The sequence below is a fragment of the Kribbella sp. NPDC048837 genome (assembly GCF_055586945.1).
The window spans coordinates 374,254-387,718 of record NZ_JBVJHF010000002.1; the positions used below are offsets into that span (position 1 = coordinate 374,254).

Consider the following 13,465-nt stretch of genomic DNA (forward strand, 5'->3'; position numbering starts at 1 on the left):
AGTAAGGTCCCGATTGATGCGAACCGATCAGCCCGCGCTCTCCGTCGTCGTACCGATGTACGACGAGGAGGAAGTGCTGCCGATGTTCTTCGCCCGGATGCGCCCGCTGCTCGACGGCCTCGGAATCTCCTACGAGCTGGTCGTGGTGGACGACGGCAGCCGTGACGGGACCGCTACTCTGCTGCTCGAGGCGGCCGAGGACTGGGCGCAGTTGCGTGTGGTCCGGCTGCTCCGGAACAGCGGTCACCAGGCGGCGCAGTCGGCCGGCTTCCGGCGCGCCCGGGGTGAGTACGTGGTCACCATCGACGCCGACCTCCAGGACCCGCCCGAGGTGATCGCCGAGTTCCTCACCGCGGTCCGCGAGGAAGACGTCGACGTCGTGTACGGCGTCCGCTCGGACCGCTCGAGTGACACCTGGCTGAAGCGGACGACCGCGCGGATGTACTACCGGCTGATGTGCCGGCTGGTCGGCAAGGAGATCCCGTTCGACGCCGGTGACTTCCGGCTGGTGTCGCGCCGGGTGGTCGACGCGGTCAACGCCCTGCCGGAGGACGGTCGCGTCTTCCGGCTGGTGATCCCGTGGCTCGGCTTCCCGAGCACCGAAGTGAAGTACATCCGGGCCGAGCGGGCCGCCGGGACGACGAAGTACAACTTCACCAAGATGCTGCGGCTGGCCTTCGACAGTGTGACCGCGTTCTCGGCGGCGCCGCTGCGATTGGCGACGTGGCTCGGGCTGCTCGGTGGGATGTTGTCCGGGGTGTTCGTGATCGGTGCGCTGGTGATCAAGCTGACCGGTCGCAGCATCCCGGGCTGGACCTCGACCGTGCTCGCCGTGAGTGTGATCGGCGCGATCCAGCTGCTGTGTCTCGGTCTCCTCGGTGAGTACGTCGCCCGGTTGTTCCAGTCGAGCCAGCGGCGGCCGCAGTTCCTCGTCGGCTACGACAGCCTCGAGGACCACGGACACCACACCTTCGCCGAAACGGTCGACGAGAACGACTAAGCTCCGTCCTCTATGAGTTGGTACGACGCGCTCGAAGCCGGTGAGTTGACCGTGCGTCCGTCGGTGGACGCGGCGAAGCGATTCGGTGTCTCGATCGACCGGATGACGGTATCCGCCTCCGCGGGTACGTCGCTGTCCGAGGTGCTGACCGCCGTCGAACGGTCGACCGCCGATGTGATCGTGCTGCGGTACCCGGCCCGCGAGACCACCTGGTTCGCCGCGCTGGCGAGCGGGCCGCGGCGGGCGCTGCTGGCGGACACTGTCGTCTACTGGGCGCTCCCGAACGGCAAGGGCCGCCGGCCGGCGCCACTCGCCGGGTTCACCGCTCAAGTGGAGCCCGAGGTGGACGACGTCCTGGTGGACGACGTGGTGGCGGACGTCTTCGGTGACTCGGGGAACCACTACGGCGCCAACCCGATGTTCGACCGGTCCGTGGCGCTGGCCGGCCGGCAGGACTGGGCCCGGCGCCGGATCGCCGACGCCGGTGCGGTCGTCCTTCGCGGCCCCGACCGACGGGTGCTCGCGCTGGCCGCGATCGACCAGCAGCGCTCGTGGACCGAGATTCAGCTGGCCGGCGTCGTACCGGCCGAGCAGGGGCGCGGCCGGTACGGTCACCTGCTGGCCGCGATCGAGGACGCGTGCACCAGCCGGCGGCTGGTCGTGTCGACCCAGGCCCATCACACCGGCATCCAGCGGGTCTGGGCCAGGTACGGATTCGAGCCCGTGCATAACCTTCTGACGCTTCACCTCGTTGCCGCTACGTAGATAGTGCTTTAGCTGCAGCGAGGGGAGTTTTGCCGGAGTGACGCCGCGGCTGAGCGTGGTCGTGCCCTTCTACAACGTCGGCGAGTACCTCGGGCCTTGTCTCGAGTCGATCGCCCGGCAGGCCTGGGGCGATTTCGAGGCGATCCTCGTTGACGACGGTTCGCCCGACGACAGCGCCGTCGTCGCCAAGGACTTCTGTGCGCGCGACTCCCGCTTCCGGCTCGTCCAGCAGGCCAACGCCGGTCCCGGGCCGGCCCGGGACACCGGGATCCGCGAGGCGACGGGTGAATACCTCGCGTTCGTCGACGGCGACGACCTGGTCTCGCGGTACGGCTTCGCCGCGCTGATCCGGACGCTGGACAAGACCGGCTCGGACTTCGCCGGTGGCAACGCGCGGCGGTTCAGCAACAGCTTCGGAGTCCGGCCGTCCTGGCTGCACCGCCAGCCCTTCGCCCGGGTCCGGCACGCCACCCACGTCACGGAGTTCCCCGACCTCGTGCTGGACCGGATGCTCTGGAACAAGGTCTACCGGCGGTCGTTCTGGACCGAGTACGGCTACACCTTCCCGGCGATCCGCTACGAGGACTACCCCGTCGCGCTGAAGGCGCACCTTGACGCGGTGACCGTGGACACGATCACCCAGGCGGTCTACTACTGGCGCGAGCGGGAGTCGGGGGAGTCGATCACCCAGCAGAAGTTCCAGCTCGGCAACATCCGCGACCGGGTCGTCTCGGCCGGGATGGTGCTGGACCTGGTCGAGGACGCCGCGCCGGTGGTTCGCCGCCGCGTCCACGCGCACCTGGCCCAGATCGACGTACTCACGCTGATGTCCGCGTTCGGTTCGGTGCCCGTCGAGGAGGAGCAGCACCTCGTCGAGCTGTCCGGCGAGCTGCTCGACCGGCTCGACGACGAGGTCCTCGCGGCCACCCATCGGTACGACCGGATCCAGCATGCGGCGCTGCGGGCCGGTGACGTCGAGCTGCTCCGCCGGCTCGCGCACTTCCGCAACGACGGCGGTCTCCGCGGTGGCGCCCGGGCGGTTCCGCGGCCCCGCAGGTCGCGGCAGCTCGACTACAACTACCCCGGCCTGCGGGAGGCCGTCGTACCGCAGGAGCTGTACCGGGTTTCGGAGCACAGCCTCACCCTCGCGACGAACGTGCGCGAGGTGGCCTGGATCGACGGCGCGTTGTCGGTCAGGGGCACCGCCGAGATCCGTCACCTCGCGACCGAACGTTCCTCGAGCTTGCGGATCTCGCTGGTCATCGCGGACACGTCGTACCCGCTCGAGGTACGCCGGTACGACGCTTTGGACCTGCACGGTGACACGACGATGGTCGGGTTCGAGGTGGTGCTCGATCGCGAACTGCTCGGCCGGTGTACGGGTGCTCCGGCGCATTTCGACGTGCGGATGCGGTCCGGGCGGCGGGACCGGCGGGGCGTGCTCGGCGGGCAAGGGCCTGGGAGTCCTGGCTGGCCGCCGGGCGCGTGGATCGACGAGACCAACTGGATCCAGCCGGGGGCCGGGAAGAACGGATGCTTCTCGCTGCGGCGGCTGACGGATCCGTGCCGGCTGACCTCGGCCGAGTGGACGGCGGACGCGCTCGTGCTGCGCGGTCGCTCCTCGTTCGACGAGCCGTCGTTGTTCGTCACCCGGCCGGTCGTCGGCGGCGAGGAAGAGATTCCGCTGGAGCTCGACGGCCGCGACATCACCGCGCGGATGCCGATCGCGGACATCCTGGCGCAGGCGAATCATGACGATCCGTTCGGGCAGCGGACGACGCGCTCGTTCCGGCTCCGCGATCCCGAAGGGCAGCAGCGGGTGCTGCTGTGGACGGCCGGCGACTCCGCGGTCTCCCGGGCCGAGGCCGGCCGGGTGGTGACGCTGACGCGGTCCACCGGCGGGTACGTGAACCTCCACGAGTCGCCGATCCGGACGACGGCCACGACCGTTGTTGCTGAGGGCAACATGCTGGTGGTGTGCGGTGCCGACGGGGGTGACGTCTCCTTCAGCTGGCGGAGGTACCTGGCCGACTCCGACGATCACCTGGACGTGGCCTGCCGTCGGACGTCGACCGCCGACGGCTGGTCGGCCGCCGCCGAGGTGGACGCGTTGATTCCCGCGGCGGCGGTGCGGGTCTCGGTGGACCCGTTGGCGTCGCTGGCGGACTGGATCCTGTTCGCGACGAAGGCCGACGGGTCGTCCCACGCCGTGCAGTGCGAGCCGTTCCTGTGCAGCCGGTTGCCGTTGACGATCTCGCGCGACGCGCACGTTCTCGCCGTACGACCGCATGCCGGCACGTTGCACGTGGAGGTCCGCTGATGCATCACCACAACCACTACTACGGCCAGACGCACATCCTGTCGCGGTACGCCGGCCTGGACTTCGACCACCCGCCCCGGCTGCGCGGCTATCTGCAGCACGGCTGGAACATCGGCTGCGGGTGGAACCCGGTGCACGAGTTCTACGACGGCGCCTGGCGGTTCACCTGGAGCGACGCGCCCCGGCGGCGCGGCCACGCGCTGGGCCGGCGGAACTACCACAGCATCGGCGCGCCCTTCCTCTATCTACTGGAGCTGGAGCAGGAGACCGAGCCGGTCGAGCGCGAGGGCACGCTGTGGTTCCTCTTCCACGGGTGGGAGGGCGGCAAGATCCACGGCGACCACCAGCGGCTGATCGACGAGATCCGCGAGACCGAGCCCGGTCCGGTCACGTTCTCGTTGTACTACACGGAGTACGACCGTCCCGAGGTCCGCCGGTACTACGAGGACGCCGGCTTCCGCGTGGTGTCGTTCGGGCGCCGCGGGTTCTCCTACGAGGGGACCGACCGGCGCTTCCTGTTCAAGCAACTGGCCGAGCTGCGGCGCCACAAGCGGGTCGCCGCCAACCGGTTGTCGACGGCCATCTTCTACGGCGTCGCGGCCGGCTGCGAACCCGCCGTGTACGGCGACCCGATGGAGATGGACGGCGAGAACCCCCTGTTCGGTGGGCAGAGCCGGATCGAGCGGCTGTGGCCGGAGATGCTCGGCAAGTCCGTCGACCTGGAAGCCGCCCGGGCCACCACCGACCTGGAGCTCGGCAAGCCCTGGATGATGCCGCCCGCGGAGCTGCGGATGCTGTTCGATTGGAGAGAGCGTGTCTGACCTGCAGGTGGTTCTCGGTGAGATGCAGCCGTGGACCGACCGCACCGACCATCACCCGGCCCTGGCCGCGCTGCTGGCCGACGTCCTTCCGGCGGAACGCCGTACTCTGATCGTCGGCCCGCACTCGCGTTCGCTGGTCTCGGCCGTCGCCGAGCTGACCTCCGATGCGACGATCCTGCTCCGTTCGGTGTCGGACGCCGAGGAGCTGGCCGCGGAGTTCGGTGAGCGTCTTCAGGTCGTCGCCGGTGCTCTCGACGGGCTGAGGGCCGAGCCGTTCGAGGTGGTCGTCGCTGCCGACGGGCTCGACCGGGTGATGGGATACGACAGCGATGACCTGAGCTGGTCGGAGCGCCTGGCGGCGGTGAGCGCGCTCGCGGCTCCTGATGCGGTCGTCGTCCTGGGGTTGGAGAACGAGTTCTCCCTCCTGAACCTGCTGGACAGCCGTCCTTCGCACGAGCGGCACGGCGACGACGACTGGCGTCCGTTGCACGACGATCCGACGCGACCGGTGTCCGTCGATCAGCTCGCGTCCGCGCTGCCGTGGAGTGCGCAGGTGTACGCCGACTTCGGCTCGCGGACGTTCGTGGCTGCCGAGGTCGCCGCGACCGCGCGCCCCGGGGAGCTGCCGACCCGCCTGGCCACGGACGCCCTGGAAGCATCCGACGTCCCGCTGCTCTCCCCGATCGCCGACGGTGTGGACTCCGCCGCCCGCGCCGGCCTCCTCGCCGCCATTCCCACCGGCTGGCTGGCCATCACAGGCACCCACGCCGAACACGACCTGTACGTCGAAACCGGCTCCACAACCCTCACCGCAACCCGGGGAGCGGCCGGCTGGCAAACCACGATCGCCACCCCGGCCACCGACACCACGCCGGGCTCCGACGGCGACCTTGCCCCCTCGACCACGCTGGCTTTCGACGCGAGCGTCCTACCGGCTGTCGTCCCCGGTGGTGTGTCGGTGGAAACTCTTCTCTTCCGGCTGGCGGCCGCCGAGGACGTTCCCGGCTTCCGCAAGCTCGCCGCTCGCCTCGGGGAATGGGCCACCGACTCGCGCGTCGTGCTTCGGTGGGACGACGTCGTGGTCGACGGCGACACCTTCGCCCACGGAGTCTCGGCCTGGACGACTGCGGAGCCGACGGACGCAGCGGACCTGCTCGCAGCCGCATGGTGCCGGTTCCACGATCGGTTGATCGGTCAGCACCGTCGCCACCCCTGGCCGCCGTGGATGCTCGGCGACGACCTCGTCTCCACCTGGATGGGCATGTCCGGAGTCGAACTGCCGGAACCGGTCCAGGCAACCTCGCCCGACACCCCGCCGCCGTCCGAGCAACACGTTGCCCGCGGCAAAGAACTCGCCACCGCGCTGGCCGGCGTGCTGCGGACGCACGAGACTGCCGACGTACGCACAGCGCTCGCGGACGCCGAGCGGGCCCGGCACGAGCTGTTCCAGCTGAAGGGCCATGTCTACGGTCTCGAACGGACGCTCGGCTTCCGCAACAAGGCGATGAAGACGCGGGAGAACCGCATCCGCGAGCTGCGTCTCCAGTTGCAGAAGGTGACCGCGGCCCACGACCGGATCCGCGGATCACGCACGTACGCGCTCTCCCGCGTGGTCTTCCACGCCGCTCAGGTCCGCAAGCCGCGGGTCGTCGCCCGCAAGCTGTCGCGCCGCCTGCGCAGGCGCTGATGCCGCCGCGGTTGAGCGTGGTGGTGCCGTTCTACAACGTCGGCGAGTACCTCGGTCCTTGTCTGGACTCGATCGCGCGCCAGACCTGGGCGGACTTCGAGGCGATCCTGGTCGACGACGGCTCGCTCGACGACAGCACGGTCATCGCCAAGGACTTCTGTACGCGCGATTCCCGGTTCCGGCTCGTGCAGCAGGACAACGCCGGACTCGGGCCGGCGCGCAACGCCGGCACCGAGCACGCCGCCGGTGAGTACCTCACCTTCGTCGACAGCGACGACCTGGTCACCCGGCACGGGTTCGGGATGCTGATCCGGACGCTGGACCGGACCGGGTCGGACTTCGCGGGTGGCAACGCGCGCCGGTTCAACAACAGCTATGGCGTGCGGCCGTCGTACCTGCAGAAGCAGTGCTTCACGCAGGACCGGTTCGCGACCCATGTGTCGGAGACGCCCGAGCTCGTGCTGGACCGGATGGTCTGGAACAAGGTCTACCGGCGGTCGTTCTGGGACGAGTACGGCTACCGCTTCCCGGCGATCCGGTACGAGGACTACCCGGTCACGCTCAAGGCGCACCTCGACGCGGTCACGGTCGACACCCTCGCCGCGCCTGTCTACTACTGGCGCGAGCGCGAGTCGGGTGACTCGATCACCCAGCAGAAGTTCCAGCTCGGCAACCTCCGCGACCGGATCCTGTCGGCCGGCATGGTGCTGGACCTGGTCGACGATGCCCTGTCCGCGGTCCGCCGCGGGGTGCACGCGCACTTCCGCCAGATCGACCTTCACGCGGTGCTGTCCGCCTTCGGCACGGTTCCAGCCGAGGAGGAGCAGCACCTGGTCGAGCTCGCGCACGAACTCGCCGACCGGCTGGACGCATCGGTGCTCGAGGACGCGTCGCGGCTCGATCGGATGCAGTACGCGGCGCTGCAGGCCGGTGATGTCGAGTTGCTCCGAGGGCTCGCGCTGAACGGCGCCGAGGCGCAGGAGCACTTCCAGGTCTCGGCCGCGGACCTCACGCTGGCGACGAGTGTGCGAGAAGTGACGTGGGTCGACGGCAAGTTGTCGGTGAAGGGGACTGCAGAGATCCGTCACCTGCAGGCGCGGCCTTCGAGCCTTCGGATCGCGCTGGTGATCGCCGGTCGGTCGTATCCCCTGCGAGTTCGGCGCTCTACCGCGACCGATCTGCACGGCGACGAGACGCTGGTCGGGTTCGAAGTACTGCTCGATCGCGAGCTGCTGGCGAAATGCACGGCCGGTCCGGCGCACTTCGACGTACGGATGAGGTCAGGGCGGGTCCGGCGGCGGGATGTGCTGCGCGGGCAACGGGCGGGGAGCCCGGGATGGCCGCCGGGGGCGTGGATCGACGAGACCAGCTGGATTCAGCCGGGTCCCGGCAAGGACGGGTGCTTCGCGATCCGGCGACTGACGGATCCCTGCCGGTTGACCTCGGTCGAGCAGACGCCGGAGGCGCTGGTGTTGCACGGCCGGTCGTCGTTCGACGAGCCGTCGTTGTTCGTCACCCGGCCGGTGGCCGGCGGCGAGGAAGAGGTCCCGCTCGAGGTCGACGGCCGCGACTTCACCGCGCGGTTGCCGATCCGGCCGATCATCGAGGAGACGAATCCGGACGACCCGTTCAGCCAGCGGACGACGCGGGCGTTCCGGCTGCGCGGACCGGAGGGGCGCGAGCAGGTGCTGTTGTGGACGGCCGGTGAGCGGCTGGTCTCGCAGGCCGAGGGCGGCCGCGTGGTGATGCTGACGCGATCGACCGGTGGGTACGTGAACCTGCACGAGTCGCCGATCCGGATGACCGCCACCGCTGCGGTTGCTGCGGGCAACATGCTGGTGGTGCGCGGCCCGGACTGGGGTGATGTCGACTTCGGCTGGCGGCGCTACCTGGCGGACTCCGACGACTATGTCGACGTGGCCTGTCGTCGTACCGTCTCCGACGACGGCTGGGCGGCGGTCGTCGAGACGGAGGCGTTGACGCGGCCGGTGGACGACGCCTCCGCGGACTGGATCCTGTTCGCGACGGCGGTCGACGGGACGTCACATGCCGTCCAGTGCGACCCGTTCCTGTCCAGCCGGTTGCCGTTGACGATCTCGTCCGGTGCGCACACGCTCGCGGTCCGGCCGCTGGCGGGGACGCTGCACGTCGAGGTGCGCTAGCGGCGGGCGATCAGGAGCTGGTGGGTGTCGGGCCAGTCGAGCGGGTCGCCGTCGGGAGTGCTGATGGCGGCGACCGGTGCGATCCGGTTCTCGACGACCCAGTCGTTGCGCCAGGCTTTCGACGCCGGGTCGATCGTGAAGCCGGCCCGTTCGGCGACGGCCGACCAGCCGGCGAAGGTCAGCCCGCAGAACTGCTCGTGGGTCTCGCTCAGCCAGTTGTCCACGTAGTCCTTCCGGGTGAGGAAGTCCATCGCGTCGGCCAGCCGGAGCACGAGCCCGTCACCGCGGACGGCGTACTCGAACGGGACTTTCGCGTTTCGCCGGAAGTCGTGCGCGAACTGGAAGAACCGCGCACGCGTGGAGAGTGTCCCGACGTACGCCGCTGGGTCGTCGAGGGCCTCGAGTTCGGTGACGGTGTCCGGGTTGTCCCCGTCGCTGTCGTCCAGCCGCAGTACGACGGGACGATCCGGCTCGGCGGGTCCGCAGACGTCGGAGTTGATCCAGACCCCACCGGGTGCCGTGTGGGCGAAGAGTGCGTTCGCGAATCGCTGGACGGTGTCCGGTCGCGAGCCGTCGGCGTACGACCAGATCTCGTGGGTGAGGGCGAGCGTCAGCGTGGTGTCGATCGACCGCGGCGGGAAGACGGCCGAGCCGAGCATGTTGCGCTGGTAGAAATAGACATTCGGGTTGTGGAAAAGGCCTTGTTCCTTCTTGTGCACGCATTCCGCGTACAGGTGCCGGGCGACCTCGACGCCGATCAGGTCGGATTCGTGGAACCGCGGGTCGCTGTCGATCAGTTGCAGCGTTGCGCCGGTCGCGCAGCCGATGTCGAGAATGCGGCCGGGGCGGACGAAGTCCTTGATCTGCTGCCATTTCCGGTCGGCGGCCGTTTCGAAGGCGTCGGCGTACGTCTTGTAGTCCCGGGTGGTGGTGAGCCCGCCGTCGTCGCCGACCACCGGGTCGTTCACACACCGCTGGATGTGCGCGTCGAGTGCGTACCGCTCGAACACGTCCACGGTCGCCGGATGGGCCGTCTCCCGCCACTGGTCATTGCCTGCGGCAATCATCAGCAGCACGTCCCACGGACGCGCCGTACCCTCCGGCTCGACCCCGATCACCGCGAACCCGAGCTGCTCGTACAACTTGCTCACCTCGGGCGTGGAACATGCCACCACGGTGTTCTCCGGCGTCAAGCGCACGAGATCATCCGTCCCGGCCTCGATCGCCTTCACCGTCACCTCGGCGAACTCGTCCGTCGGCGGCGTGTCCACCACCCCCACCACCAACGACCGGATCCCGGTCTCCACACTGAACCGCTCGATCGCCGCCTCCCGCCGATCGAACCCCACCGGATTCCGCTTCGTCGTCTGATGATTGGCCGAAGTCACCGCCCACACCACGGTCCGATCCGCAAACCCCCGCAGAAACTCCCCCTGGAACCGAGTCAACACATGATGCCGGCCCGGGAACAACAAGTACTCAGGCATTGTCAGAGCAGGTCCCAGGTGAGGGGGGTGCCGGCCTTGGCGTCTGTGCGGAAGGGGCGGCCTTCGACCTGGCGGTAGAGGTCGGGGGCCAGGCCGCCGGCGGGGCGGATGGAGCGGACGTTGTCACGGGTGATGGGGTCGCCGGCGTGGACGTCCTGGGTGACGTAGAGGGAGCGGCGGAAGCGGAGGACGTTCTGCTCGGCTTCCTTGGGGCCGATGATCGGCCGGCCCAGGGCGAGTTGGGCGACTCGGGTGTTCTCGACGAGTGACTCCAGCTCCCGTGGCTCGAGGGAGAACGCGGAGTCGACGCCACCGTCGGTGCGCTTGAGGGTGACGTGCTTCTCGATCACGGTCGCGCCAAGAGCGACCGCCGCGATGGCGGCGCCGATGCCCATCGTGTGGTCGGACAGGCCGACCTGGACGCCGAGCGCGTCCCGCAGGACCGGGATCGCCCGCAGGTTGGACTGCTCGGGCGGTGCCGGGTAGCTCGCGGTGCAGGACAGCACGATGATCTGCTCGTTGCCGGTCGAGCGTGCCGCGCGGACGGCGGCGTCGATGTCGGTCAGCGTCGCCGAGCCGGTGGAGATGATGATCGGCTTCCCGGTCTCCGCCATCCCGCGGACGAGCGGAAGGTCGCCGATCTCGTTCGACGCGACCTTGTACGCCGGGACGTTCAGCTTCTCCAGGAAGTCGATCGCGGTCTGGTCGAACGCCGACGAGAACGCCACCAGGCCGAGCGAGGTCGCCAGCTCGAAGATCGGCTCGTGCCACGCCCACGGTGTGTGCGCCTCGGCGTACAGGTCGTACAACCGCGCCTCGCTCCACAGCTCGTGCTCCACCGGCAGCCGGAACGCCGGCAGGTCGACGTCGAGCGTCATCGTGTCGGCGGTGTAGGTCTGCAGTTTCAGCGCCTGCGCGCCGGACTCGGCCACCGCCCGGACGATGTCCTTCGCCCGTTCGAGATCGCCGTTGTGGTTGCCCGACATCTCCGCGATGACGAACGGCTGGTGGTCCGGCCCGACCGGCACGCCGCCGATCTCGATGGTGCCCATCATTTCCCCTGGCTTCTACGGTCCTGCTTGCGCAGGCTGATCGGTATCACGGTGAGTTCGCGGCCGTCGGCGTACCGCCGCTCGGGTGTCCCCTCGGTGAAGCGGAACCGCCGGTTCATCTGCCGGACCACGGTGTTGTGCTCGAGCACCTCGCCGGTGAGCAGGTCCAGGCCGAGCTCGTCGAACGCGTACGCCGTCGCCTCGCGCATCACCTCGATCCACGCGGGCAGCGTCTCGCCGCGGGCGGCCAGCCCGTCCGCGTCGAGGAAGAACCCCCACGCGCCGGTCGATCCTTCGAGGTCGAAGAAGTTGACCACACCGGCGGTCACGCCGTCCCGTGCGTAGATCAGCACTCGCCGGGCCGGGTCGGCCGAGGCCTTGGCCCACCACGCTGCGTGCTCGTCCGCCGTGATCTCGTGCGACGTGATGCTGACCTCGCGGTTGGCCGGTTGATTACGCAGTCGCCGGATCGTGTCGACATCGTCCTCGGTCGCGGTCCGCAGCATGCACCTAACCTAGCGTCTTCACTTCCGACGCCTGGTTGTGTAAACATCTTTCGACTTCACCTTGAACGACGGTCGGAGAGTGACATGAGAGTCTGGCGAGCCATGGGTGTTCTTGGCGTGACGGCAGGGTTGTTGCTGAGCGGTCTGCCCGGTACGGCGTCGGCCGCGCAAGCGCCGGCGGGCGAGGAGCGGTGTGCGCCCAGCCCGGCCACACCACTCCGGCAGTTCCGCGCGAGCTGGGTGTCGTCGGTGGTGAACATCGACTGGCCGTCCAAGACCGGTCTGTCCGCGGCACAGCAGCAGGCCGAGCTGATCTCGTGGCTCGACGACGCGGTCCGGCAGCACCACAACGCCGTGATCCTGCAGGTCCGCCCGACCGCGGACGCCTTCTGGCCGTCCAAGGTCGAGCCCTGGTCGCAGTACCTGACCGGCCACCAGGGCGGCGACCCCGGCTACGACCCGCTGGCCTTCGCCGTCGCCGAGGCGCACAAGCGCAACCTCGAGCTGCACGCCTGGTTCAACCCGTACCGGCTGTCGATGGGCACGGACATCAACGCCCTCCTCCCCACGCACCCGGCGCGGCAGCACCCGGACTGGGTCGTGACGTACGGCGGGAAGCTGTACTACAACCCGGGGATCCCGGCGGCCCGCAAGCTGGTCGAGGACGCGATCATGGACGCGGTCTCGAACTACGACATCGACGGCGTGCACTTCGACGACTACTTCTACCCGTACCCGGTGGCCGGACAGGTCTTCGACGACGCCGCGACGTACGCGCAGTACGGCGCCGGCTTCCCGACGCTGGCCGACTGGCGGCGGAACAACATCGACCTGCTGATCCAGGAGATCCAGTCGCGGATCAAGGCGATCAAGCCGTGGGTGAAGTTCGGCATCTCGCCGTTCGCGGTGTGGCGGAACAAGGCCACCGACCCGGAGGGCTCCGACACCACGGCCGGCGTGCAGACGTACGACGACCTGGCCGCGGACACCCGCAAGTGGGTCCGGGAGGACTGGATCGACTACATCGTCCCGCAGGTCTACTGGGCCGGTGGGTTCGCACCCGCCGACTACAACAAGATCGTCCCGTGGTGGGCCGACCAGGTCCGCGGTACACACGTGCACCTCTACATCGGCGAGGCGACGTACAAGGTCGGTACGTCGACCCAGTCGCCGGACTGGGCGGACCCACAGGAGCTCAGCGACCACCTGGCGTTCGACAGCACGATCCCCGAGGTGAAGGGCAACATCTACTTCTCCGCGAAGGACGTCCGTGCCGACCGGCTCGGTGCGACCACGCTGCTGAACAACACCTGGTACACCCGTCCGGCGCTCATCCCCGCGATGCCGTCGCTGGACTCCCGTCCGCCGCTGCCGGCCCACGCGGTGCAGGCCACGCGGACGGCTGACGGTGTCCAGGTGAAGTGGCGTCGTACGTCGGACGACACGACGTCGTACGCCGTCTACCGTCGTGAGCTGCTGGGTGGCGACCACTGCCCGGACAACGACGCGCGCAACCTCATCGCGACGGTCCGCTCGACCGGGGCCGCCCAGTCCTACCTGGACACCACGGCGACGCCCGGCAAGATCTACCTCTACACAGTCGCCGCTCTGGACCGCCTGGCGAACCAGAGCGTGCCGATCCCGGCCGTGTCCCCGCGCTGACGG

General features: G+C 69.2%; 10 protein-coding genes. 7 read left to right on the plus strand and 3 right to left on the minus strand.

Going from position 1 to position 13,465, the window contains the following annotated elements:
- The first annotated feature begins 16 nt into the window (after nucleotides 1-16).
- The 6 genes from ACZ6O0_RS09745 to ACZ6O0_RS09770 are packed head-to-tail and all read left to right on the plus strand — an operon-like array spanning nucleotide 17 to nucleotide 8,755.
- A complete protein-coding gene (locus ACZ6O0_RS09745; protein WP_465764431.1) occupies nucleotides 17-1,000 on the plus strand; it encodes a glycosyltransferase family 2 protein in 984 nt (327 codons plus the stop codon).
- 12 nt (nucleotides 1,001-1,012) lie between these two features.
- Nucleotides 1,013-1,765, plus strand: coding sequence for an N-acetyltransferase (locus ACZ6O0_RS09750; RefSeq protein WP_465764432.1), 753 nt, complete (start codon nucleotides 1,013-1,015; stop codon nucleotides 1,763-1,765).
- A 37-nt stretch (nucleotides 1,766-1,802) separates the two neighbouring features.
- Nucleotides 1,803-4,085 (plus strand): glycosyltransferase family 2 protein, encoded by a 2,283-nt coding sequence (locus ACZ6O0_RS09755; RefSeq protein ID WP_465764433.1) that lies wholly within the window; start codon nucleotides 1,803-1,805, stop codon nucleotides 4,083-4,085.
- Nucleotides 4,085-4,906 (plus strand): hypothetical protein, encoded by an 822-nt coding sequence (locus ACZ6O0_RS09760; protein ID WP_465764434.1) that lies wholly within the window; start codon nucleotides 4,085-4,087, stop codon nucleotides 4,904-4,906. The genes ACZ6O0_RS09755 and ACZ6O0_RS09760 overlap by 1 nt, the downstream gene beginning before the upstream one ends.
- Complete coding sequence (locus ACZ6O0_RS09765) at nucleotides 4,899-6,593, plus strand: hypothetical protein (RefSeq protein ID WP_465764435.1); 1,695 nt, start codon at nucleotides 4,899-4,901, stop codon at nucleotides 6,591-6,593. The genes ACZ6O0_RS09760 and ACZ6O0_RS09765 overlap by 8 nt, the downstream gene beginning before the upstream one ends.
- Entirely contained in the window at nucleotides 6,593-8,755 is a 2,163-nt protein-coding gene (locus ACZ6O0_RS09770; RefSeq protein WP_465764436.1) for a glycosyltransferase family 2 protein, read from the plus strand. Before ACZ6O0_RS09765 ends, ACZ6O0_RS09770 begins: the two co-directional genes overlap by 1 nt.
- On the opposite strand, the gene ACZ6O0_RS09775 is transcribed toward ACZ6O0_RS09770, so the two are convergent.
- The 3 genes from ACZ6O0_RS09775 to ACZ6O0_RS09785 all read right to left on the minus strand — a co-directional run bounded on the left by ACZ6O0_RS09775 (nucleotide 8,752) and on the right by ACZ6O0_RS09785 (nucleotide 11,800).
- A complete protein-coding gene (locus ACZ6O0_RS09775; protein ID WP_465764437.1) occupies nucleotides 8,752-10,143 on the minus strand; it encodes a class I SAM-dependent methyltransferase in 1,392 nt (463 codons plus the stop codon). The genes ACZ6O0_RS09770 and ACZ6O0_RS09775 overlap by 4 nt on opposite strands.
- Nucleotides 10,144-10,244: 101 nt before the next feature.
- Complete coding sequence (pseI, locus tag ACZ6O0_RS09780) at nucleotides 10,245-11,297, minus strand: pseudaminic acid synthase (RefSeq protein ID WP_465764438.1); 1,053 nt, start codon at nucleotides 11,295-11,297, stop codon at nucleotides 10,245-10,247.
- Nucleotides 11,294-11,800 (minus strand): GNAT family N-acetyltransferase, encoded by a 507-nt coding sequence (locus tag ACZ6O0_RS09785; protein WP_465764439.1) that lies wholly within the window; start codon nucleotides 11,798-11,800, stop codon nucleotides 11,294-11,296. The genes pseI and ACZ6O0_RS09785 overlap by 4 nt, the downstream gene beginning before the upstream one ends.
- Nucleotides 11,801-11,902: 102 nt before the next feature.
- Here ACZ6O0_RS09785 and ACZ6O0_RS09790 point away from each other — a divergent pair, with 102 nt between their 5' ends.
- Entirely contained in the window at nucleotides 11,903-13,462 is a 1,560-nt protein-coding gene (locus ACZ6O0_RS09790) for a glycoside hydrolase family 10-like protein (protein ID WP_465764440.1), read from the plus strand.
- Nucleotides 13,463-13,465: the final 3 nt, after the last annotated feature.

Coding starts and splice junctions, on each gene's coding strand:
- ACZ6O0_RS09745 (WP_465764431.1), top strand. CDS start 17: ATGCGAACCGATCAGCCCGCGCTCTCCGTCGTCGTACCGATGTACGAC.
- ACZ6O0_RS09750 (WP_465764432.1), top strand. CDS start 1,013: ATGAGTTGGTACGACGCGCTCGAAGCCGGTGAGTTGACCGTGCGTCCG.
- ACZ6O0_RS09760 (WP_465764434.1), top strand. CDS start 4,085: ATGCATCACCACAACCACTACTACGGCCAGACGCACATCCTGTCGCGG.
- ACZ6O0_RS09770 (WP_465764436.1), top strand. CDS start 6,593: ATGCCGCCGCGGTTGAGCGTGGTGGTGCCGTTCTACAACGTCGGCGAG.
- pseI (WP_465764438.1), bottom strand. CDS start 11,297: ATGATGGGCACCATCGAGATCGGCGGCGTGCCGGTCGGGCCGGACCAC.
- ACZ6O0_RS09785 (WP_465764439.1), bottom strand. CDS start 11,800: ATGCTGCGGACCGCGACCGAGGACGATGTCGACACGATCCGGCGACTG.
- ACZ6O0_RS09790 (WP_465764440.1), top strand. CDS start 11,903: ATGGGTGTTCTTGGCGTGACGGCAGGGTTGTTGCTGAGCGGTCTGCCC.